14 protein-coding genes are annotated in these 22,772 nt (G+C 45.7%); 7 read left to right on the forward strand and 7 right to left on the reverse strand.

The features are described 5' to 3' along the window. Nucleotides 1-215 precede the first annotated feature (215 nt). The gene (gene torR, locus CWO08_RS14285) at nucleotides 216-929 is read left to right on the forward strand and encodes a two-component system response regulator TorR (RefSeq protein WP_048659668.1); all 714 of its coding nucleotides are present in this window, start codon (nucleotides 216-218) and stop codon (nucleotides 927-929) included. Between the two features lie 115 nt (nucleotides 930-1,044). On the opposite strand, the gene elyC is transcribed toward torR, so the two are convergent. Continuing rightward, the gene (gene elyC, locus CWO08_RS14290; protein ID WP_048659667.1) at nucleotides 1,045-1,896 is read right to left on the reverse strand and encodes an envelope biogenesis factor ElyC; all 852 of its coding nucleotides are present in this window, start codon (nucleotides 1,894-1,896) and stop codon (nucleotides 1,045-1,047) included. A gap of 115 nt (nucleotides 1,897-2,011) precedes the next feature. Here elyC and cmoM point away from each other — a divergent pair, with 115 nt between their 5' ends. The 5 genes from cmoM to fdhF all read left to right on the forward strand — a co-directional run bounded on the left by cmoM (nucleotide 2,012) and on the right by fdhF (nucleotide 14,052). Further along, nucleotides 2,012-2,797, forward strand: coding sequence for a tRNA uridine 5-oxyacetic acid(34) methyltransferase CmoM (gene cmoM, locus CWO08_RS14295; RefSeq protein ID WP_102432934.1), 786 nt, complete (start codon nucleotides 2,012-2,014; stop codon nucleotides 2,795-2,797). A gap of 125 nt (nucleotides 2,798-2,922) precedes the next feature. Beyond that, complete coding sequence (mukF, locus tag CWO08_RS14300) at nucleotides 2,923-4,260, forward strand: chromosome partition protein MukF (RefSeq protein ID WP_102432933.1); 1,338 nt, start codon at nucleotides 2,923-2,925, stop codon at nucleotides 4,258-4,260. Next, nucleotides 4,241-5,047, forward strand: a complete 807-nt coding sequence (gene mukE / locus CWO08_RS14305) for a chromosome partition protein MukE (RefSeq protein WP_048664682.1) — start codon at nucleotides 4,241-4,243, stop codon at nucleotides 5,045-5,047. Before mukF ends, mukE begins: the two co-directional genes overlap by 20 nt. Continuing rightward, nucleotides 5,044-9,504 (forward strand): chromosome partition protein MukB, encoded by a 4,461-nt coding sequence (gene mukB, locus CWO08_RS14310; protein ID WP_102480695.1) that lies wholly within the window; start codon nucleotides 5,044-5,046, stop codon nucleotides 9,502-9,504. Before mukE ends, mukB begins: the two co-directional genes overlap by 4 nt. A 318-nt stretch (nucleotides 9,505-9,822) precedes the next feature. Continuing rightward, nucleotides 9,823-14,052: a formate dehydrogenase subunit alpha gene (gene fdhF, locus CWO08_RS14315; RefSeq protein ID WP_108020664.1), complete on the forward strand. Its 4,230-nt coding sequence runs from the start codon at nucleotides 9,823-9,825 to the stop codon at nucleotides 14,050-14,052. Between the two features lie 110 nt (nucleotides 14,053-14,162). Here fdhF and CWO08_RS14320 read toward each other — a convergent pair whose 3' ends face one another. From CWO08_RS14320 to CWO08_RS14345, 6 genes are all read right to left on the reverse strand, one after another. Then, nucleotides 14,163-15,143 carry an alpha-L-glutamate ligase-like protein gene (locus tag CWO08_RS14320; protein ID WP_026084277.1) on the reverse strand — a complete coding sequence of 327 codons (981 nt, stop codon included), beginning with the start codon at nucleotides 15,141-15,143 and terminating at the stop codon, nucleotides 14,163-14,165. A 3-nt stretch (nucleotides 15,144-15,146) separates the two neighbouring features. Continuing rightward, entirely contained in the window at nucleotides 15,147-16,652 is a 1,506-nt protein-coding gene (locus CWO08_RS14325) for an inactive transglutaminase family protein (RefSeq protein WP_048659662.1), read from the reverse strand. Nucleotides 16,653-16,669: 17 nt separating this feature from the next. Beyond that, a complete protein-coding gene (locus CWO08_RS14330; RefSeq protein ID WP_108020665.1) occupies nucleotides 16,670-17,410 on the reverse strand; it encodes an ATP-dependent zinc protease in 741 nt (246 codons plus the stop codon). Between the two features lie 314 nt (nucleotides 17,411-17,724). Continuing rightward, the gene (gene cmoB / locus CWO08_RS14335; RefSeq protein WP_102432928.1) at nucleotides 17,725-18,696 is read right to left on the reverse strand and encodes a tRNA 5-methoxyuridine(34)/uridine 5-oxyacetic acid(34) synthase CmoB; all 972 of its coding nucleotides are present in this window, start codon (nucleotides 18,694-18,696) and stop codon (nucleotides 17,725-17,727) included. Between the two features lie 107 nt (nucleotides 18,697-18,803). Then, on the reverse strand, nucleotides 18,804-19,532 hold the full coding sequence (gene cmoA, locus CWO08_RS14340; RefSeq protein ID WP_017062083.1) for a carboxy-S-adenosyl-L-methionine synthase CmoA: 729 nt from the start codon (nucleotides 19,530-19,532) through the stop codon (nucleotides 18,804-18,806). Between the two features lie 139 nt (nucleotides 19,533-19,671). After that, nucleotides 19,672-20,577, reverse strand: coding sequence for a DUF72 domain-containing protein (locus CWO08_RS14345; RefSeq protein ID WP_170960839.1), 906 nt, complete (start codon nucleotides 20,575-20,577; stop codon nucleotides 19,672-19,674). Between the two features lie 280 nt (nucleotides 20,578-20,857). Between CWO08_RS14345 and aspS the strand changes: the two genes are divergently transcribed. Then, complete coding sequence (gene aspS, locus CWO08_RS14350; protein WP_019821025.1) at nucleotides 20,858-22,636, forward strand: aspartate--tRNA ligase; 1,779 nt, start codon at nucleotides 20,858-20,860, stop codon at nucleotides 22,634-22,636. Nucleotides 22,637-22,772 lie beyond the last annotated feature (136 nt).

Here is a 22,772-nt window from a genome sequence, read left to right on the forward strand (position 1 = left end):
CAAGGCTGAATAACAAGGTTATTTGCGAAACGCAAAGTTACTCGTTAGTAGTAATGCCTATATTGAATTGCGATGGACGATAAATAGCAAGGTTTAAGATTGTCTTGTATCAAAAAAAATCCATGTTTCTGGCTTTTATCTTCTGTACTACTAGAATTGTTACGAGTTATGAATAGAATAGTCACTGAAACTATTAAATAAGAAAAGTGGTGTAGATGAGCTATCACGTATTAGTCGTAGAAGATGATGTGGTAACCCGCAGTAAACTGGTTGGATACTTCCAGAACGAAGGTTACACAGTGAGCGAAGCGGAAAGCGGCGCTCAAATGAGAAGCGTGTTAGAAGAAAACAACGTTGACCTCATTATGCTGGACATCAACTTACCAGGCGAAGATGGATTGATGCTAACTCGCGAATTACGCAGTCAATCAGACATTGGAATTATTTTAGTTACTGGACGCACGGATAGCATCGACAAAATCGTTGGCCTTGAAATGGGCGCGGACGATTACGTTACTAAACCCTTCGAACTCCGCGAGTTATTGGTTCGAGTTAAAAACCTACTTTGGCGTATTTCTGCCGCTCGTAAAACGGCAGCTGGCGCAGTAGAAGAAACATCAGACGAGTCTGTGGTTCGTTTCGGTGAGTGGACATTTGATATTCCTCGTCGTGCGCTAAGCAAAAATGGCGAGCCAGTGAAGCTGACTAAAGCTGAATACGAACTGTTGGTGGCTTTGTCTTCTTACCCTAACCAAGTATTAAGTCGCGAACGTATTCTGAATATGATCAGCCACCGAGTGGATGCACCGAATGACCGTACGATCGACGTACTGATTCGTCGCATGCGTGCAAAAATGGAATTCGACCCTAAGAACCCACAAATCTTTGTGACGGTTCACGGTGAAGGTTACATGTTCGCTGGTGACTAATGTTCTTCGTGAACTTCTAGTCAGCAACGACATATGAACGAAAAAGCCGAGACATCATTGATGTCTCGGCTTTTTTTACTTAATTGTACCGTCCTAAATGTTTTATGCGGTTTGATTATTGAGGCTGCGCTGCAGAAACGTCACCGCCATCAACTAGGCTGGACGCCTCTGGAACAACAATAGGATCTTGAATAGGGTCATTACTTGTATCAAGCCAATCGCGTAGGCTTTGCCAAACCAATCCCATGGTTTCGTGCCAATAGCGCTCAGTCTGCTCAAGGTAAAGAGCTTTTGGCATGTACTTATTCCAAGGCTCAACAATCCCTTCTTGTGCAAGGTAGTTAGTTGGTGCTGGTAGAGGTTTCATGCCGGCAGCATTGAATTCGTTCAGTGCACGAGTCATATGGCTAGCTGAAGTCACTAGCACCATTCTTTTATTCTTAACAAACGCAGCAGCTTGGCGGGCTTCTTCCCAGGTGTCTTTTGCTGTTTCAAGTAGAATGATATCAGGCTTCGCAACACCAAGTGCTAGTGCAACTTTAGCCATCATTCTTGCGTTACTTACTTCAGTGCCTGCGCCATAGCCAGACAAAATGAGTTTTGCACCAGGGTAAAGACGTAGAATACGAATCCCTTCACTTAAGCGCATCAGGCCGGTGCGGCTCAGTTCTGATGTCGGTGGAATTTGGTCATCTACGACGTGACCACTTCCGAGAACCATTACGTAATCGACGGTTTCATCGACAGGTAAAAAAGCGGTGTGTTGCCTTTCCATTGGCATTAAAAGTTGACTAGAAACTGGTTGGAAAGCGATTAGGAAAATACCACATAGGGCTGAAAGGGTGATTAGGCAACCCGTCTTCCTTTTGGTAGTAAACATCACTAGGGCTAAACCCAGAAAAGCGAGAATTAACATTGCTGGTAGTGGCATCAATAGCGAAGACACTACTTTTTTCAGCTCAAACATATCCGAATAGTCCGAAAAAACATCACTTAGTAGTAAAAAGAGACATCGCCTCTTTATTCCTGAAATTCCTGTGACAGAATAGCAGGCACGATAGGACATAATAACTCAAGTAGCCGTGACTGAAGACCGTAATTTCGACGATATTGCCCACAAATTTGCAAAAAATATTTACGGCTCTGACAAAGGAGAGATCCGTCAGATCATCGTATGGGAAGATTTAGAACAAGCTTTGAGCAAATTTGAGCATTTAGCATCACCACTGCATGTGCTTGATGCTGGAGGTGGCCTTGCGCAGATGTCGCAAAAAATTGCGTCGCTTGGGCATAAGGTTTCTTTGTGTGATCTATCTTCTGAGATGCTGAAGCTAGCAGAAGAGAGTATTAGCGAAGCGGGTTTGTTAGAGCAGTATCGATTTATCCATTCTCCGGTACAAAAAGTTGCAGAACATCTCGATGAGAAAGTCGATTTTGTGATGTTTCATGCCGTAATGGAATGGTTAGCCGATCCTAAAGAAGCGCTTGATTTATTGCTTGAACAAGTCAAACCGGGTGGCGTTGCCTCGATAATGTTTTACAACCACCACGGATTAGTCCTGAAAAATGTGATTTGTGGCAACATTCCTCATGTATTGAATGGGATGCCACATCGAAAACGGTTTAAGCTGCAACCACAAAAAGGCTTAAAGCCAGAAGAGGTTTATCAATGGGTAGAAGACGCTGGTCTAGAAATCTGTGGTAAATCAGGCATTCGCTCTTTCAGTGACTACATAGGTAATATGGAGTACATGGGCGATTACCAATTTGAAGATGTATTGGAACTAGAAAAACAGCTATGTCGCCAAGAGCCATACCTGTCGCTAGGCCGTTATATTCACGTTTGGGCTCAAAAACCTGCGCAATAATAGCGGTGAATGTGGTAAAAGAAGCCACAGCATGCGCTATGCAATCGCAAGAAGCCCGCGTCATAAAGAAATAGGCGTCATATCTAACATGTTCGATATGACGAAGAACAGTAACAGGAACCACAATGAGTGAAATGACTCAAACTGCCGAAGAGCAGCCAATTGATGAGTTGGTGGGCTGGGTCAAGCAGCATGATTTTTCATTAAATTTGCCACCAGAGCGCTTAGCATTTTTGATTGCTATCGCAGTACTAAGCAATGAAAGGTTCGATGAAGAGTTGGGCGAGGGTGAACTGCACGATGCATTTACCATCGTCACTCGACTGTTTGAAGATACTGGTGAAGCGTCCGCGTTTCGTGCCAACAATGCCATCAACGAGTTAGTTAAACAGAAGTTGATTAGCCGCTTTACCAGCGAAATTACCGATGGTGCGAGCATTTACCGTTTGTCGCCATTAGCGATTGGTATCTCAGATTATTACTTACGTCACCGTCAGTTCTCTAAATTAAAATTGTCTATCCAGCTTTCTATGGTTGCAGACGAGATGGCTAAAGCCATTGAAGCTGCGCAGAAGGGCGGAACTCCAGGACATTGGAGAAAGAACGTTTACGGCGTGCTCAAGTATTCTGTTGGTGAGATTTTCGATCAGATAGATCTTAACCAACGTGTTATGGATGAGCAGCAGCAAACCGTTAAGCAGCAAATTGCCGACCTTCTTAACAAAGATTGGCGTGAGGCGATCAACAACTGCGAAACCTTGCTATCAGAAACCTCCTCCACGCTAAAAGAATTGCAAGACACCTTGCAAGCGGCGGGTGATGAACTGCAAACACAGATCCTCGATATTCAAGAAATTGTTTACGGTGACGATGAACTCGAGTTCGTTGGCGAAACCCTATTCGGCTTGCAGATGAAGCTCGACCGAATTACTAGTTGGGGTCAGCAAGCGATCGATTTGTGGATCGGCTACGACCGCCATGTTCACAAGTTTATCCGTACCGCGATTGATATGGATAAAAACCGTGCCTTTAGCCAACGCTTGCGTCAGTCGGTTACCGACTACTTTGATGCGCCTTGGTTATTGACCTACGCCGATGCTGAAAAGCTTACCGATTTGCGTGATGAAGCCTTAGTACTTCGTGATGACGAAGTAATGGGCCAAGCACCAATCGACGTAGAATACGAAGAATTTGAGCAAGTGAATGATCTGCTTTCAGACCGAATAGCAGAGATGTTGAAAGCTCACAAACAGCAAGGTGCGCCAATTGATCTTGGCCTTGTGCTACGCGATTACCTCGCTGAACACCCTCGCACACACCATTTTGATTTAGCCAGAATTGTTGTCGACCAAGCCGTGCGCTTAGGTTACTCAGAATCTGACTATCAGGCTATTCAGCCAGATTGGCAGGCAATCAACGATTTCGGTGCAAAGGTACAAGCAAATGTCATTAACAAGTACTGATGATTACATGCCAGAGAAACTGGTAAAAGCGATAGCGAACCCATTGTTCCCTGCGCTAGACAGCATGCTGCGTTCAGGTAAGCATATTTCAACAGAAGACTTAGATAACCACGCGTTACTTTCTGATTTTGAAGTTGAGCTTCAGCATTTCTACCAACGCTACAACACCGAGCTTGTGAAAGCGCCAGAAGGCTTTTTTTACCTGCGTCCGCGTTCTACGTCGCTAATCGGTCGTAGTGTTTTGTCTGAGCTAGACATGCTTGTTGGTAAGGTACTGTGTTTTTTGTACCTAAGCCCAGAGCGTCTAGCACACGAAGGTATCTTTACTAACCAAGAGCTGTTTGATGAGTTGATGTCGTTAGCGGATGAGAAAAAACTCATGAAGCTTGCGACAAACCGTGCGTCGGGTTCTGATTTAGACAAAGAAAAGCTGTTTGAAAAAGTGCGTACTTCTCTACGTCGCTTACGTCGTATCGGCATGTTGATTGCGATTGGCGAGACGGGCAAGTTCCGTATCAGCGAAGCAGTATTCCGTTTTGGTGCTGACGTACGTGTTGGCGATGATATGAAAGAAGCTCAACTGCGTCTTATCCGTGATGGTGAAGCTGTGGTGCATACTCAAGAGCCTAACCAAGGCAGCTTGTTGAATGAAGAACAAGCGGAAGCCGTATCAGAAGTAGATGCAGGCGTAGACGAAAACGGTCAACAAGACATTTTTAACGATCAAGCTGACTTTGACCTTGAGTCAAACGACGGCGAACCAACAAAAGTAGAAGGTGAAGCATGATTGAAAGAGGTAAGTATCAATCATTAACCATGGTCAACTGGAACGGCTTCTTCGCGCGTACTTTTGATATTGATGGATTGGTTACAACGCTTTCTGGCGGTAACGGTGCAGGTAAGTCGACCACTATGGCGGCATTCATCACAGCGTTGATTCCTGACCAAAGCCTTCTGCATTTCCGTAATACAACGGAAGCGGGTAGCTCACAGTCATCTCGTGACAAAGGTCTATACGGTAAGCTTCAACCTGGCGCATGTTACGCTGCGCTGGATGTGGTGAACTCTCGTAACCAACGCCTACTGTTTGCAGTAAAACTGCAGCAAGTTGCGGGTCGTGACAAGAAAGTAGACATCAAACCGTTCGTAATCCAAGGCCTTCCAAGCCATGTGAAACCAACGGATGTGTTGATTCAGAACGTTTCCGACAGCCATGCTCGCGTATGTCAGTTGAACGACGTAAAAGCCGCGGTAGCACAGTACGAAGGCGCGCACTTCAAAGCCTTCTCTTCGATTGTTGATTACCACTCGCAAATGTTTGAATACGGTGTGGTACCGAAGAAACTGCGTAACAGCAGCGACCGTTCTAAGTTCTACCGTTTGATCGAAGCATCGCTTTACGGCGGTATTTCTAGTGCGATTACGCGTTCTCTGCGTGATTATCTCCTACCGCAAAACGGTGGTGTGAAGAAAGCATTCCAAGACATGGAATCAGCACTACGCGAAAACCGTATGACGTTAGAAGCGATCAAAACGACTCAGTCGGACCGTGACCTGTTCAAACACTTGATCACTGAATCTACGAACTACGTGGCAGCAGATTACATGCGCCATGCCAACGATCGTCGTAACAAGCTTGATCAAACCATGAAGTTTCGTGGTGAACTGTTTGGTTCGCGTGAAACCTTGCATGATCAAAATAACTTGTTGAACCGTGTTCAAGAAGAATTAGAGCTGTTGGTCGATCAAGAGTCGGCACTAGAGCAAGATTATCAAGCGGCTTCGGATCATCTTCAATTGGTTCAAACTGCACTTCGCCAGCAAGAGAAAATTGCACGCTACAGTGAAGATCTAGAAGAGCTTAATGAGCGTCTAGAAGAGCAGATGATGGTGGTTGAAGAAGCTCAAGAGCGAGTACTTCTTGCTGAAGAGCAGGCAACCATTACCGAAGAAGAAGTGGATAGCCTGAAAACTCAGCTTGCTGATTACCAACAAGCGTTAGACGTTCAGCAAACTCGTGCGCTGCAATACCAGCAAGCCGTTCAAGCATTAGAGAAAACCAAACAGTTACTTGGTGATGAGTCTATTACGGCAGAAAGTGCATTAACTCTTGTTTCTGAGCTAAAAGCACAAGAAGAATCAAGCACTCAAACGCTACTGTCTACTAAGCACAAGCTAGACATGTCTTCTGCAGCTTCTGCACAGTTCGACAAAGCACTGTCTTTAGTTAAAAGCATCGTTGGTGACGTTGAGCGTAAAGAAGCGTCTAGCAGCGCTAAGCAAGCTCTAGAAAAAGGCCGTAACGCAAAACACGTTGTTGAGAACGAACAGCAATGGCGTGCTCAGCACCGCGACATGGCTCGTGATGTGGCTCAGCAGCGTCAAGCAAAAGAGCTTGCGACTGAATACCAAAAACAACACAACATCTCACTGACTGATGAAGCGGTTTTCGATGAAGAACGTGAACGTCACGCTATGCAGATCGAGTCCCTTGAGTTCGCTCAAGAAGAGCTGCGTGAAGCGAAGAGTGAGCAACGTCGTGTACAACAAAACCACGACCAAGAGATTCAAAAACTTGAGTCAATTGCTCCTGCGTGGATCACGGCAAACGATGCACTTGAAGCTTTAAGAGATCAAACAGACGCTGAGCTAGAAGATAGCCAAGCGGTAATGACTCAAATGCAGCAAGTACTTGAAGACGAGAAATCTCAAGCGGTAGCAAAAGATCAGTTGGCAACGCGCCGAGCTGAACTTGAGCAAGAGATTGAGCGTTTAGCTTCGCCAGGTGGTTCTAACGATCCTCGCCTGAAAGGCCTGGCGGATACGCTTGGTGGCGTACTGCTTTCTGAGATCTACGATGACATCACGATCGGTGATGCGCCGTACTTTAGTGCGATGTACGGCCCAGCTCGTCACGCGATTGTGGTTTCGGATCTTGATGGTATTAAAGAGAAGCTGGTGGATCTTGATGATTGTCCAGAAGACCTTTACATCCTAGAAGGCGATGTAGACGCGTTTGATGACAGCTCGTTTAATGCCGATGAGCTTGAAGGCGCGGTATGTGTTCAGCTGAACGATCGCCAAATGCGTTACTCTCGTTTTCCTGAGATCCCACTGTTTGGCCGTGCGGCTCGTGAACAGCGCCTAGAGAAATTGCGCGAAGAGCGTGATGTTGTCGTTGAGAACCACGCGAAAGCAGCGTTTGACTCTCAAAAACTGAATCGCTTATACCAAGCATTCAACAGCTTTGTTGCGAAGCACCTACACGTTGCGTTTAACGCAGACCCAGAACAAGCACTTACTGCGATTCGTGATAAGCGCAATCAAATTGTTCGTTCTCTGGCTGAGCTTAACTCTAAAGAGCAGCAACAACGTAGCCAGCTTCTACAAAGCAAGCAGGCACTTGGTGCATTAGATAAATTAGCGCCAATGGTTCGTATTTTAGAAGACGAAACATTGGCTGAGCGCTTAGCTGAATTAGAAGCGCAACTAGAGCGTTTAAGTGAAGCTAAGTTTTATTTGAATACTCACGGTAAAGCGCTTACTTCTCTAGAGCAAATCGTATCTGCACTAGACGCTGACCCAGAGCAGTTCGAAGCTTTGGAAGCCGAATATCGTCAAGCTGATAACGCGCTACAAACTCTAAAAGGTAAAGTGTTCGCGCTGTCTGATTTGATTGAGCGTCGTCACTACTTTGCTTACGCGGACTCTGTTGATTTGCTTAACAAGAGCAGCGAACTGAGCGAACAACTGAAAGCAAAACTGGTTCAAGCGGAACAAGCAAGAACCAAAGGTCGTGATGGCTTGAAGCAAGCTCGTGAACAGATGAACCAATACAACCAAGTATTGGCGGCATTGAAGAGCTCACATCAAGCGAAGCAAGAAACGGTTCAAGAGTTCAAGCAAGAGCTTCAAGAGTTCGGTGTAAACGCTGATGAAGGCGCAGAAGAGCGTGCTGTACGTCGCCGTGACGAGCTTCAAGAGCGTCTACACACATCTCGCAGCCGTAAGAGTGAATACGAGCGTACGATTACGTCAACGGAACTTGAGATGAAAGCACTGGCTAAGCGTCTTAAGAAAGTACAGAAAGAGTACACAGAACTTCGTACCTTCGTAGTTGCAGCAAAAGCAGGTTGGTGCTCAGTACTTCGTTTAGCTCGTGAAAATGATGTTGAACGTCGTCTGCACAAGCGTGAACTGGCTTACCTAACGGCGGGTGAACTTCGCTCAATGTCGGATAAATCATTGGGTGCGCTACGTCTGGCTGTAGCTGACAATGACGACTTACGTGATTCGCTGCGTCTATCGGAAGACAACGCACATCCAGAGCGTAAAGTTCTGTTCTATATTGCAGTTTATCAACATCTTCGCGAGCGTATTCGCCAAGACATCATTCATACGGATGATCCGGTTGAAGCAATCGAAGAGATGGAAGTTGAGCTCGCTCGATTAACAGAAGAACTGACGCAGCGTGAAAATCGCTTAGCGATCAGCTCTGAGTCGGTAGCAAGCATCATTAAGAAGACGATTCAGCGTGAGCAGAACCGTATTCGAATGCTAAACCAAGGTCTGTCTAACATCTACTTTGGTCAGGTTAAGGGCGTGCGTCTAAACGTTAAGATCCGTGAAAGCCACGAAATCTTGCTGTCAGGGCTAGCGACTCAGCAAGAGCAGCACAAAGACTTGTTTGAATCAACGCGCTTCACCTTCTCAGAAGCAATGGCGAAATTGTTCCAACGTGTGAACCCACATATCGATATGGGTCAACGTTCTCCGCAAGTTCTGGGTGAAGAGTTGCTGGATTACCGTAACTACTTAGAACTCAGTGTTGAAGTTAACCGTGGTTCAGATGGCTGGCTACAAGCGGAATCAGGAGCACTTTCTACCGGTGAGGCGATCGGTACCGGTCAATCTATCCTACTGATGGTGGTTCAGAGCTGGGAAGAAGAGTCACGTCGACTTCGTAGTAAAGACATCGTTCCATGTCGCTTGTTGTTCCTCGATGAAGCAGCACGTCTGGATGCGAAATCTATCTCTACGTTGTTTGAACTGTGTGACCGTCTAGGTATGCAGCTTCTGATTGCAGCCCCTGAGAACATCAGCCCAGAGAAAGGTACAACCTACAAACTGGTACGTAAGGTCTTCAAAGATCACGAACATGTACACGTTGTTGGTTTGCGAGGTTTTGCTCAAAACAAACCTGCATCTCCAGTGCAAGAGCTTATCGAAGAAACTGAGCAATAAGCTCGATAGCGATTCAACGATACTAATTCATAGCCCCTAATCATTAGGGGCTTTTTAGTACCTAAGTCTAGCGTTCTGCAATTGTTCTAACTCCCTTTGTGCAATCCACTTAATATACTTCGTGTCTAGCCCTCTTTGACTTACTGATAAGACCACTCATACATTAGGGTTAATCTCAATAGAACTTGTTTGAAGTCACACGCACAAAACCACAATTAATGTATGGTAATGATATGACAGTAGTGTCTGCACACTGCTGAACGACTTATTAGTATTTTTGAGCGTGACTATTACGCAAACTGGAAGGTAGGACTCAATATGATTCAAATCGTTATTGATGGGAAATTTCGAATCGTCGAACAAGGACAAACCGTACTTGAAGCGGCAAAAACATGTGGTTTAGAGATCCCATCTCTATGTGGTTTGAACAAAACAACTGATAAGATTCCATGCGATTTATGTGTCGTCGAGATTGATGGTGTGGGTATGAAGCGCTCGTGCGAGCTTGAAGTGTCCAATGGGTTGAATATTACGACTCAGTCAAAGCAGTTGACCAACCATCGACAAGAAGCGTTGAACCGCATCATGACAGACCACTATGCAGATTGTGAGGCACCATGCCAAACTGCGTGCCCTGCAGGAGTCGATATTCAATCTTACCTGTATCATATTGCTCAAAATGATCATACCAAAGCCATCGAAGTGATTAAGAAAACACTGCCGATGCCGCTATCGATTGGCCGTGTTTGTCCTGCCTTTTGTGAAACAGAGTGTCGAAGAAACTTAGTCGATGATTCGATTGCGATTCGCCAACTCAAGCGACACGCAGCCGATGCCGATTTGGCTGCTCAAGAGAGCTACATGCCAGCGAAGAAACCCAATAAAGGTAAAAGCATTGCGATTGTTGGCAGTGGCCCTGGTGGCTTAACAGCAGGCTATTACCTATCTAATGAAGGTTATGATGTCAGTGTTTATGAGTCGATGCCCCAAGCTGGTGGCTGGCTGCGTTACGGTATCCCAGAGTATCGCTTACCTAAGTCGATTCTAGATAAAGAAATCGAACTGATGTGTCGTAATGGGATGTCGGTAGAGTGCGACAAGAAGCTCGGTGTTGATTTTACACTGTCTGATTTGAGCAACGATTTTGATGCGGTTTGTTTAGCCGTTGGTGCATCACAAGCTGTCGAGATGAATTATCCCGGTAGCGAGCTTGGCGGCTGTTATCTAGGCGTCGATTACCTTAAAGATTACGTGACCGATCAACAGTATGTCACCGGTAAAAAAGTTGCAGTGATCGGTGGCGGTAACACCGCGATTGATTGCGCTCGAACCGCAGTGCGTGATGGTGCGGATACCACGTTGATTTATCGTCGTACTCGAGAGGAGATGCCAGCAGAAGATTACGAAATTGAAGAAGCTGAGCATGAGGGTGTGAAGTTCCACTTCTTGACTAACCCGGCCGAAAATATAGCTGATGACAATGGTCATGTATCTAAGATTCGATTAGAACGTATGGTACTGGGTCCTGCTGACGCTTCTGGTCGTCGTAGCCCTAAACCAACGGGTGAGTTCTTTGTTGAAGCGTTTGATACGGTTATCGCTGCGGTGTCACAAAAGCCCGACCTAAGCTTCATGGATAACGAAGAGATTGATATCCCTCTAACACGTTGGAACACCGCAGATGCTGATCCGCAAACCATGCATACCGGAACCGGAAATATTTTCAGTATTGGTGATTTCCGACGCGGCCCCGCAACCGCAGTCGAAGCCGTTGGCGATGGACGCATTGCAGCGCAGGCTATCGATCGTTTCTTCCACGGCGACATGGATAACATTCCGGCTAAACCGTTTAACTCTAGAAAGCACAAGCAGCTCAAAGGGATCGATCCTGAGCAGTACAAATCTATTCAGCGCATAGCGCGTAAGATCATGCCAGAGCTAACTCCTGAGCAGCGCGAGCAAAGTTTTGAGGAAGTAGAAACAGGCTTTGATAATGCTGATGCAATCGCTGAAGCTGCAAGATGTCTAGAGTGTGGCTGCCAAGCCAATACCGATTGTGACCTGCGAGACTACTCGACTGAATACAAGGCAACGCAAACACACCCAGAATACAAAATCGATGTGACTTCGAATGAGAGTTGGCAGGCGATTCGTGCAGAAGAAGCGAAGATCGGTTTAACCAGACAAAAATTCGCGGTTGATGATAGCTCTGAATTCATTATCTTTGATGCTAACCGCTGTATCAGTTGTGGTCAGTGTATCCAAGCATGTCGCGAGCAGAATGTTCATGGCGTTCTTAGCTTCATGAATCAATCCGATGGAAAGCCAGCTTCAAGGCCTGAATGTCGTCCTAATTTTGGGGCAGACAAAACGTTAATGGGCGACTCTAACTGTGTTCAATGTGGCTCTTGCATTCAGGCGTGTCCAACCGGTGCAATGGTCGATGCGAGAGATAGAAAGCAAGGCGACACAGACGTACTTAAGAAAGTCGATACCATCTGCACCTACTGTGGTGTGGGCTGTAAACTGACCATGCATGTAGACGAAGCGAAGAACAAAATCCGTTATATCGAGGGCGGTGATTCTCCGGTCAACGAGGGCATGCTGTGTGTTAAGGGACGTTTCGGTTTCGACTTCGTCGGCAGTGATGCCCGCCTTACAACACCGTTAATTCGTAAAGATGGCTGGTTACAACCAGCGAGTTGGGAAGAAGCCATTACGCTGATTGCCGATAAGTTCACGGCTATTAAACAAGGTTTTGGTAGCAATGCTCTAGCGGGTTTCTCATCGGCTAAAACCACCAACGAAGATAACTATGCCTTCCAAAAATTCATACGTCGCGAACTAGGCACCAATAACGTCGACCATTGTGCTCGCCTTTGTCATGCCTCGACGGTGACTGGACTTGAAGCATCGTTAGGCAGTGGAGCGATGACCAATGATATTCCAAGTATCAAGCATTCTGATGTGATCTTTATTATTGGTTCGGATACCACGTCAGCGCACCCAATTATTGGTTCGCACATTAAGCAGGCGGTGAGACATGGTGGAGCGCGATTGATCGTTGCCGATCCAAAACGAATAGATATTGCTGACCATGCTGAGCTTTACTTAGCGCACCGACCGGGTACCGATGTAATGCTGAACAATGGTGTGATGCAGCAGATCATCAAACATGGTTGGTATGACCAAGAGTATATCGAAGATCGTGTGGACGGCTTTGATACCTTGCTTCAAGAGGTGATGTCACCAAGCTATTCGCTAGAAAAAGTGGAATTGGTGACTGGCGTTAAAGCGGAAGACATCTTCGCAATGGCACGATTGATTGGTACTGCAGAACGAACAGCGGTGTATTACTCGATGGGTATTACCCAGCACACTACTGGGCATGACAACGTACGTTCAATCGCCAACCTGCAACTCTTGTGTGGCAACATCGGTATTGAAGGTGGTGGTATCAACCCGCTGCGTGGCCAATCGAATGTGCAGGGTGCATGCGATATGGGCGCGTTGCCAAATAATCTTCCGGGTTATCAGAAAGTGTATAACCCAATGGTTCGTCAAAAGTTTGCGATGGAGTGGGGCGTTACTGATCTACCCGCTGAAACGGGGTTAACGCTGACCGAGATTATTGATGGCGCGTGTCATCGAGATGTTCGTGGTCTGTACGTAATGGGCGAGAATCCAGTGCTGAGTGACCCGAACCAAGCGCATGTGATTGAAGGTCTTGAAGCGTTAGATTTCTTAGTAGTTCAAGATATTTTCTTAACCGAAACTGCTCAATATGCCGATGTGGTTCTTCCGTCTTGCTCGTTTGCTGAAAAGTCTGGTCACTTTACCAATACCGAGCGTCGTGTTCAGCGTATTAACCCGGCGGTATTGCCTCCAGGTGAAGCGAAAGAAGATTGGGTGATTATCCAAATGCTAGCCAACGCAATGGGCGGTGGTTGGGACTATAACACCGTTGCCGATATCACCAATGAGATAGCACGTGTAACACCACAGTATGGTGGTTTACGTTGGGAGAACATTACGGTCAATGGCGTGCAATGGCCGAGTAATAAGAATAACCCTGATGGCACTCGTATCATGCACCAGACCCAATTTACCCGTGGGCGTGGTCAAATGGAGGCGATTCCGTTTAGATACGCTGCTGAGCTACCGGATGAAGAGTATCCGTTAGTTCTAACGACAGGGCGTATCTTAGAGCAATTCCATACAGGCACTATGACGCGTAAAACCAAAGGCCTGGATAACTTAGCGGGGCCACGTGCAATGGTCAGTGTTCACGATGCTGAAGCGTTAGGAATCTCGAATGGTCAGATGCTCAAGGTGTCGACACGTCGTGGTGAAATAGAAATCGCGGCGTTTGTGACTAAGCGAATGCAAAAGGGTGTGGTGTTCATTCCATTCCATTTTGTTGAATCGCCGGTTAACCGTTTGACGACCACAGCGACCGATCCACACGCTAAGATCCCTGAGTTTAAGGTGGCGGCGGTGCGGATTGATCCAATTCGAGAGCCTGTAATTGAATCTACAGAGACTTAACCTAATCCGCTAATTTAACCGCAGATACTAAAAAGCCGCGTAACTCTCAGAGTTATGCGGCCTTTTTTATAAGCTCTATTAGGTATCAAGTGACCTAGTCAGCAAATCGCTTAGTTTGGAACAATCTCGTTACCGTGAACACCGAATTGCTTGGCAGCGTATGCAACGCGCTCTGCTGGTTTCGGGTATTCAGCCGGTGTACCAAGGTTCTCAATATGGTGCAATCGAGGCAATAAACCTGCGCCGTTCGCGATTTGGATAGCCAAACCTGGACGTGCGTTAAGCTCAAGTACCATTGGGCCTTCTTCTTGGTCTAGAACCATGTCAGTACCCATGTAACCAAGACCTGTCATTTCCCAAGCGCTTGAAGCTAGTGTTAGCAGTTTTTCCCAGTGTGGTACCTGAAGTAGCGCCAACTCTTTACCCGTATCTGGGTGGTGAGTTACTGGGTGGTCAAATTGAACCGCACGAACGGCTTTACCCGTCGCAATACAAATACCTACACCTACAGCGCCTTGGTGTAAGTTAGCCTTACCGTCGGAAGCCGAAGTAGATAAACGCATCATCGCCATCACAGGGTAGCCCTTGAATACGATGATTCGTACATCTGGCACACCTTCGTAACTGAAGCCATCAAAACACTCATCAAACTTGATGAGGTTTTCAACTACCGCAACATCGTTCTTACCACCAAGTGAGAAAAGACCGGCAAGAGCGTTACTTATGTGACGCTCTACGTCTTCTTCATTGATAGTAGAACCCGATGGCTTAGTGTAAACGCCGTCCTTGTGAGAAGTCACAACAAGGATTCCTTTACCGCCGCTGCCTTGAGCTGGCTTGATTACGAAACCCGGCCACTCTTTTACCATCTTGTGGATTGTTTTTACTTCAGCTTGATGACCAATAACGCCAATCAGTTTTGGCACAGTAGCGCCAGCCTGTTCAGCAATGATTTTAGTCTTAAGCTTGTCATCAACGAGTGGATACTTGGAACGATCATTGTAGCGACCAATATAACTATGGTTACGCTTGTTCATTCCCATTATGCCTTTGTCTTTCAACCTAAACGGTGAAGTAAACTGATCAAACATAACTTAGTCCTCCGCTAGCGGTTTAAAGCGACGAAGCTCGGTTAGACGGTATCCTGTGTAGTTACCTAGTAGCAAGATGGTCGCTAGAATAACAAGTTGTAAACCAATAAAGTTAAACGTTAAGTGCTGAATGAACGGGTTAGTCATGCCTAAGTAAACAAGAACCGCAGTAAATAGAGAACCACCACCTTGCAGCATTACTTCTTTCGCGCCTTCTTCTTCCCATAGGATAGACATACGTTCGATAGTCCAAGATAGGATAATCATTGGGAAGAACGTAATGGATAGACCTTCAGTCAGACCCACTTTAAACGCGACCACAGTGAATACAGAAATAATCATGATTACCGTGATGATTACGGCGGATATCCTGGCGACCAGTAGCAAGTTGAGTTTGGACAAGTAACTTCGAATAATCAGACCCGTACCTACGATAAGTAGGAAGCCGACAATACCCGTTACCAATTGTGTTTGCACAAAGGCTACCGCAATCAGTACTGGCATGAAGGTACCAGATGTTTTCAGACCGATGATGACACGGAGGAACACAACAATCAGAGCACCGATAGGAATCAGCATGATGGTTTTAAACATCGCTTGTTCTTCTAGCGGTAGGCTGTGAATCGATAGGTTCAATAGCTGGTCTGCAGATACCTTACTGTTGGTTGCTTCCGTTGGTGAAACCTCTTGAGCAATCATAGAGAAGTGAACTTTACTGTTCTGACCGCCAACAACATCCAGTAGAGAAACGTTTGATTCGTCCCAGATGAGTAGGTTTGGTTGAACTTGTTGTTCGCTTGATTCCGGAGAGAACAGAATCCACTGGTCGTTATCCCAGATCTGAATCATGTTTTGAATCGACTGACGACGACGGCCGTCTTCTAGCTCGATAACACCAACGACTTTGTTGTGTATTTTCGCTGCTGAAAGTAGCTTGTGTGTCGCTTCCACTTTAGTCATGTTATTCAGAATAAGCGCTGAGTTTTGGCTGTCTGGATCGTTAAGTGTTTTGATGAGCTCACGGGTAAAAGTGAGGTTGTCTGCAGAACGCTTTGTCGCTCTATCAATCAATGCAAAAGAAGCGGCTTCTTCAGGGCCGTCGAAGCTTGGCTGTGCGACTTCGCCTTCTGGCGGTATAGCATCAACTTTTGCTTGGTTGTCGACTAGGAATTGTGTTTTGTAGTAGATAGTTTGAGGGCCATCTGCGTATCGAATAGACCACTCTGCGCGGCGACCTGATTCGGTATTCAAGTAAGAGATACCATAACCTGGCGATGAAGCCGATTCGCCGATAAGTGTGTAGTTAGACTGAGTATGAGGAGCCGCTAAGGAAACTTTTGCTTCTTTGCCTACTGCGTTGAACTCGATGCGAGCTTCAACGTCCCAAACCTGTCTGGTTTCCCCTGGAGTCCAAGGTACACCGTAGGTCGTATGTCTGAACATACTCAGTGTTATACCTGCCACGATAAGCAGGAATATAGAGATATAAAATGGAATTCTTGACGTCATAGCTTACCCTACTATTGTTATTTAACTTCCGTTTGTACGTACTTTTTACTTACATCTACTAGCGCTATGTCTTTGATAAATTCGCGCCCTAATAGTACAGGGTGACTCATTTGAGAGCGATCCGCCAATGTAAATTGCGCTTTTTCATGGATTTTTCCAACTTTCACCCATAATTCGATCACAGCTCGACGTTCTGCCTGATCATTGGTTGATTGACGGATTTTTACATAACGTACAACAGGCGCTTCAATCCATTTCTGGTCTTCTTCCGCTTGGGCTTTATCGTCTAGGTGGAATTTAACCCAGTTCTTGCCGTTACGTTCGAATTCTTTGATATCGACAGCGTTTAAAGAAGAGGTGGTTGCGCCTGTATCCACTCGTGCATCAAAGCTTTGCTTAATAGAGTCGATAGACACTTTTTCAATGCCGCCAAGGATAGTCGGTTGTGATGTAGGAGCGATAGGGGCCGCTGCAACTGCTACGGGTTCTTCTTCCTCTAGCTGTTCAATAACCTTGTGTTCCATGCTCGTTAGATGGACATCTAATTGGCTAGAAAGGGTAGTAATTTCGTCTTCTAAGCTTTCAATATAATCACTTTGATTGCTTAGTTGCAGTTCAAGATTTTGAACCTTATTTGCGATGTTTGTCTCTGAGCTGGCAATAGCATCGAGAGTTTCTTGGTGGTAGGTGGCACCGTTAGTCAGGGTACAACCAGAGAGCAAACCAACCGCCACAATCGGCGATAATCGCTTAAACATAAAAAAACCTTTGAGAATTAGAGAATAGTTCAGACTATTTAGAAGTTTAGCCCACAAAAAAGGATGCGTGAAGCATCCTATTGTAAGAGTCTGGTCATATTGAATCGCAATGTGAGCGCTACGCCAATTATTGCTATTTGAAATAGCTCACTTATTAAACATAAGTCAATTTTTGTTCAATTTGTGAGCTCAGGAAGAAAAGTTCATCGCGAAATCAACGGTGACTTTTTGACCATGGCAAGCCATTGTTTTGCTGTCTTATATAGGCTTGTGTTTTATTTACTCAATATGCCACTGCTTTGTGGGCAGAGATTCTATGGCTTTGTTGCTACCAAAATCGCACGTCTTGGCGCTGGGTGGCCTTCAACCGTTTTACCTGGATCGTTCGGATCTAGATAATCTGGAAGAGAGTTGTGCGTCATCCATTCTGTGGTGCGTTGTTCACCAATTGTCGTGACATTTTCATCAACGATACGTACGTCTTCAAAGCCAACTTGTTCCAGCCAGCGTTTTAGTGCGCGAGCTGAAGGGAAGAAGTACACGTTTCTCATCTGTGCGTAACGGTCAACAGGGACCAGTACCGCATTTTCATCGCCTTCAATTACTAAGGTTTCAAGAACCAGTTCACCGCCAGACACCAATTGGTCTTTTAGCTGAATCAAGTGGTCAAGTGGCGAACGACGGTGGTAAAGCACACCCATGCTGAATACTGTGTCGTAGGCTTCTAGCTTTGGCAGCTGCTCGATACCTAGAGGTAATAGGTGAGCACGTTGGTCATCGCCCATTAACTTACGAATTGCTTCAAACTGAACCAAGAATAGATGAGAAGGGTCGATACCAACCGTTAAGCGAGCACCTTCACCGAGCATGCGCCACATGTGGTAACCATTACCACAACCTACATCGAGAACCGAACGGTTTTTCAATGGGGAGATATGTGGAAGCACACGATCCCATTTCCAGTCACTACGCCACTCAGTATCGATATGAATATCGTGAACCGTGTAAGGGCCTTTTCTCCATGGGTGGAACGTCTTTAATAGGCTTTCTAGCTTTTTAAGCTCACCTGTGTGAAATGGTGTTGAGCTGCCAATCGTCACTGAGTTCTTCAGGTCAACTTGGTCTGGTACACCTTGTGGAATCTTGTTTAGTGCACGTAACCAACGGTCGAAGTCACCGTGCTCTGCATTTTGCCAATCTGTCAGTTGCTGTGGCAGAACATTGAGCCACGGCTGAAGGCGAGTGTCTTGGGCAATAAGTTGATAAAAATTGGCAAAATTAAACATAGTTTTTCACTGAGTTAATAGGGGCAATAAACCCTAAAATAAAAATTAAATTTGTCATTTCCTACAGTGAGGATGACGTTCTAATACGAGCTGACCAGGTTTGTAGGCTACTTAATCGCGAACATTGAACCAAAGTTGAAACATTGGAACCAAACTTCGCTGCTTGAGAAGCCAATCTTATCAAATCGTTCTCTGTGAACAGGGATCGAGTCTGGGCGCATTACGTTTTCAATTGCGCTGCGTTTCTGGCTGACTTCCAGTTCGCTGTATCCGTTAGCACGCTTGAAATCGTGGTGCAGGTCGATAAGCAGTTCGTTTGAGCTTTCGTCTTCGAATACGTATTTTTCTGACAGGATTAAGATCCCGCCAGGGCGCAGGCCTGCATGAATTTTTTCAAGTAGAGCGTATCGATCGTCTGGCGACAGGAATTGCAGCGTGAAGTTAAGTACCACAACCGAAGCGTCTTTGATCTCCACTTCACGAATATCGGCTTCAATCACCTCTACTGGTGTGTCACTACGGTAAGCATTAACGTGCAATTTACAGCGCTCAACCATGGCTTCTGAGTTATCGATAGCGAAAATCGTGCAGCCTTCTTGCTGAATGTGACGACGCATAGAAAGTGTCGCCGCACCAAGCGAGCAGCCAAGGTCGTAAATATTTGAATGTGGCTTTACAAAGCGCTCAGCCAGCATGCCGATTGCAGAGATGATATTGCTATAGCCAGGCACCGAGCGTTGAATCATATCCGGAAATACTTCAGCAACCCTTGCATCAAAGGTGAAGTCTCCAATTTTATCAATAGGAGCGGAAAAGATATTGTCTGTGTTGCTCATGGCATTTTCTCTCGACAGTCAGCGTAATTGGCACAAAATTCATACCAAATAAAAGGGGACGTATTTTACGTAAAAAAAGCGCCACTGTCACGAAAACTGAGATTTAGCTCAAGGTTCGAAGTTGCTGATAGGTGATGGGTTAAAACATCGAGATTTGATTATTGCCTTTCTGAGCCGGAAACTGAGCCAGATCAGGTAATAATAATGATGTACTTTCAGACACTTGCTTTTGTAGTTGTTTATAAATTGCGATTGCAAGTTCGGGTGCGTGATTATTGTCTGGTGTGTGGATCATTAAATAGGGCTGCTTGCCTTCATTAAGCCAGTTTGGGATTTTGGCAAACCAAGGCTTAAAAAACTCAATATTAGGTTCTTGGTCTGGGTGACCAATAAATCGAATCATTGGGTTATTGGCGGTCGCAATGGCATGAACAGGAACTCGGGGTTTTTTCTGGTGTGCATCGATCACCGCTTCTGTGGTTGGTGGCGCAGAAAAAACGGGGCGGCTGTCCATAATGATGCGATTGATGCCTTCCTCTACCAGCCATTGATTGAAGCGCTTTTCCGCATCGCCTTTATCAAAGAACCCCAAGTGGCGAACTTCGACGCCAAGCTGCATATCTTTTGGGAACAAGGTACAAAACTTTTGTAGGGCAGGCAGCATGCTGGGTTCAAAACTGTGTGGTAGCTGAATCGTCCATTGACCAATGCGATCATGCAGTGGCGACATAGTCATTAAGAACTCTTTGAGTTCTGCTTGGCAGTGCCTGAGTTGTTGCTGGTGGGTGATGAATTTAGGTAGCTTGAAAGTGAACTTGAAATCATCATGACTGGCGGCTTTCCAGTTATGAACTGTCGACATACTTGGCGTCGCGTAAAAGGTCGTGTTGCCCTCAACGGTATGAAAAACTTGCGCGTACTTCTCTAAGCGTTCAGCAGGCTTTGTTCCTTTTCCGTAGAACTGACTTTGCCACTCAGAATGAGACCACATGGTTAATCCAAGTCTTAGAGGTAAAGTGTCCATCGTTTTTGCACCATTGGTCATCACATTACTGCTTTTAATCGAAATGAAAATCTACTGTAGGAGAGTTTTGCTGATTAAGGTACTTTCGAGATATAATTATCGCAATTTTTTCGGTTTTGATGAATCTTTGCGCACTTGATGGGCTAAAAAGCAGCAAAGCCAGATAAAACACAATAAATTCGAATGTGGAAGGTCGATTTTAAGCGAGTTTCCGCGTATAAATGTTCCTTTGCTCTGTTGTGTGGAATGACCACTGACAGCCTGGAAATTAGTAAATTATTAAGAGATTGGGAAATTCATTATGCGTACCCATTACTGTGGTAACCTGAACAAGTCCCTGGCGGGACAAACTGTAGAATTGTGCGGCTGGGTAAACCGTCGCCGTGATTTAGGCGGTCTTATCTTTATTGATATGCGTGATCGTGAAGGCATCGTTCAGGTTGTTGTCGATCCAGATATGAAAGATATCTTCCCGATCGCTAACCAACTGCGTAATGAATTCTGTATCAAATTTACTGGTGAAGTACGTGTTCGTCCTGATAGCCAAGTAAATAAAGACATGGCTACTGGTGAAGTAGAGCTTTACGCGACTGGTCTAGAGATCATCAACCGTTCAGAAGCGCTTCCACTAGACTTCAACCAAACGAACTCTGAAGAACAGCGTCTTAAGTACCGTTACATCGATCTTCGTCGTCCAGAAATGAGCGACCGTATCAAGCTTCGTGCACGTGCTTCTAGCTTCGTTCGTCGTTTCCTTGATGAGAACCTATTCCTAGACATCGAAACGCCAGTACTAACGAAAGCGACACCAGAAGGTGCTCGTGACTACCTAGTACCAAGCCGTGTTCACAAAGGCAGCTTCTACGCACTTCCTCAATCTCCTCAGTTGTTCAAGCAACTGCTGATGATGTCTGGTTTTGACCGTTACTACCAAATCGTTAAATGTTTCCGTGATGAAGATTTACGTGCTGACCGTCAGCCTGAATTTACTCAGATCGATATCGAAACATCTTTCATGACTTCTCAAGAAGTACGTAACGTGACTGAGAAGCTTGTTCACGATATGTGGAAAGAACTTCTAGATGTTGAACTAGGCCAATTCCCAGTAATGCCTTTCTCTGAAGCGATTCGCCGTTTCGGTTCTGATAAGCCAGATCTACGTAACCCACTAGAGCTAGTTGACGTTGCTGATTTAGTTAAAGACGTTGAGTTCAAAGTATTCTCTGGCCCGGCTAACGACGAAAAAGGTCGTGTAGCGGTTATCCGTGTTCCAGGTGGTGCTAAGCTAACTCGCAAGCAAATCGACGGTTACGCTGAACACGTAAACATCTACGGCGCGAAAGGCCTAGCATGGATGAAGGTGAACGACCGTGCTGCAGGCATGGAAGGTATTCAATCTCCAGTTGCTAAATTCCTAAGCGAAGACGTAATCAACGGTATTCTAGATCGCACTCAAGCTGAATCTGGCGATATCATTCTGTTCGGCGCAGACAAAGCGGGCATCGTTGCTGAAGCAATGGGTGCACTTCGTCTTAAACTAGGTACTGATCTAGAGCTAACAGACACATCTGCTTGGGCTCCACTGTGGGTTGTTGACTTCCCAATGTTCGAAGAAGACGGCGAAGGTAACCTACACGCAATGCACCACCCATTCACATCGCCACTAGGTGTGAACGCGGAAGAGCTTAAAGCAAACCCAGCAGCAGCAAACTCTGATGCATACGACATGGTAATCAACGGCTACGAAGTAGGCGGCGGTTCTGTACGTATTCATAACGCAGAAATGCAAACAGCGGTATTCGGTATCCTAGGTATCGAAGAACAAGAGCAACAAGAGAAGTTCGGCTTCCTACTTGAAGCGCTTAAGTACGGCACGCCACCACACGCTGGTCTAGCATTCGGTCTTGACCGTCTAGCAATGCTACTTTGTGGTACTGAGAACATCCGTGACGTTATCGCATTCCCGAAAACGACAGCTGCAGCATGTCTACTAACAGACGCGCCAAGCCTAGCGAACCCAGCATCACTGGAAGAGCTAGCAATCGCAGTTAAATTGGCAGAGAAAAAAGAGCAAGCGTAAGCCTGTTATCTTTTCTTGTTGATGAAGAGATCCTAGTTGGTAGAGAGCTCTTAATTAATTAGCCAAGACTTGCCAGTAAATTAGAAAATGCCCGTTAATTTGACGGGCATTTTTTTTTGCGTTCGATATACTAAGC

It is taken from the genome of Vibrio sp. 10N.286.48.B8, from assembly GCF_003050085.1.
Lineage (GTDB): Bacteria > Pseudomonadota > Gammaproteobacteria > Enterobacterales > Vibrionaceae > Vibrio > Vibrio crassostreae.

Bases quoted from the DNA above. Each gene is read 5' to 3' on its own strand.
- torR (WP_048659668.1), top strand. From the start codon at position 216: ATGAGCTATCACGTATTAGTCGTAGAAGATGATGTGGTAACCCGCAGT.
- elyC (WP_048659667.1), bottom strand. From the start codon at position 1,896: ATGTTTGAGCTGAAAAAAGTAGTGTCTTCGCTATTGATGCCACTACCA.
- mukF (WP_102432933.1), top strand. From the start codon at position 2,923: ATGAGTGAAATGACTCAAACTGCCGAAGAGCAGCCAATTGATGAGTTG.
- mukE (WP_048664682.1), top strand. From the start codon at position 4,241: ATGTCATTAACAAGTACTGATGATTACATGCCAGAGAAACTGGTAAAA.
- mukB (WP_102480695.1), top strand. From the start codon at position 5,044: ATGATTGAAAGAGGTAAGTATCAATCATTAACCATGGTCAACTGGAAC.
- fdhF (WP_108020664.1), top strand. From the start codon at position 9,823: ATGATTCAAATCGTTATTGATGGGAAATTTCGAATCGTCGAACAAGGA.
- CWO08_RS14320 (WP_026084277.1), bottom strand. From the start codon at position 15,143: ATGTTTGATCAGTTTACTTCACCGTTTAGGTTGAAAGACAAAGGCATA.
- CWO08_RS14325 (WP_048659662.1), bottom strand. From the start codon at position 16,652: ATGACGTCAAGAATTCCATTTTATATCTCTATATTCCTGCTTATCGTG.
- CWO08_RS14330 (WP_108020665.1), bottom strand. From the start codon at position 17,410: ATGTTTAAGCGATTATCGCCGATTGTGGCGGTTGGTTTGCTCTCTGGT.
- cmoB (WP_102432928.1), bottom strand. From the start codon at position 18,696: ATGTTTAATTTTGCCAATTTTTATCAACTTATTGCCCAAGACACTCGC.
- cmoA (WP_017062083.1), bottom strand. From the start codon at position 19,532: ATGAGCAACACAGACAATATCTTTTCCGCTCCTATTGATAAAATTGGA.
- CWO08_RS14345 (WP_170960839.1), bottom strand. From the start codon at position 20,577: ATGACCAATGGTGCAAAAACGATGGACACTTTACCTCTAAGACTTGGA.
- aspS (WP_019821025.1), top strand. From the start codon at position 20,858: ATGCGTACCCATTACTGTGGTAACCTGAACAAGTCCCTGGCGGGACAA.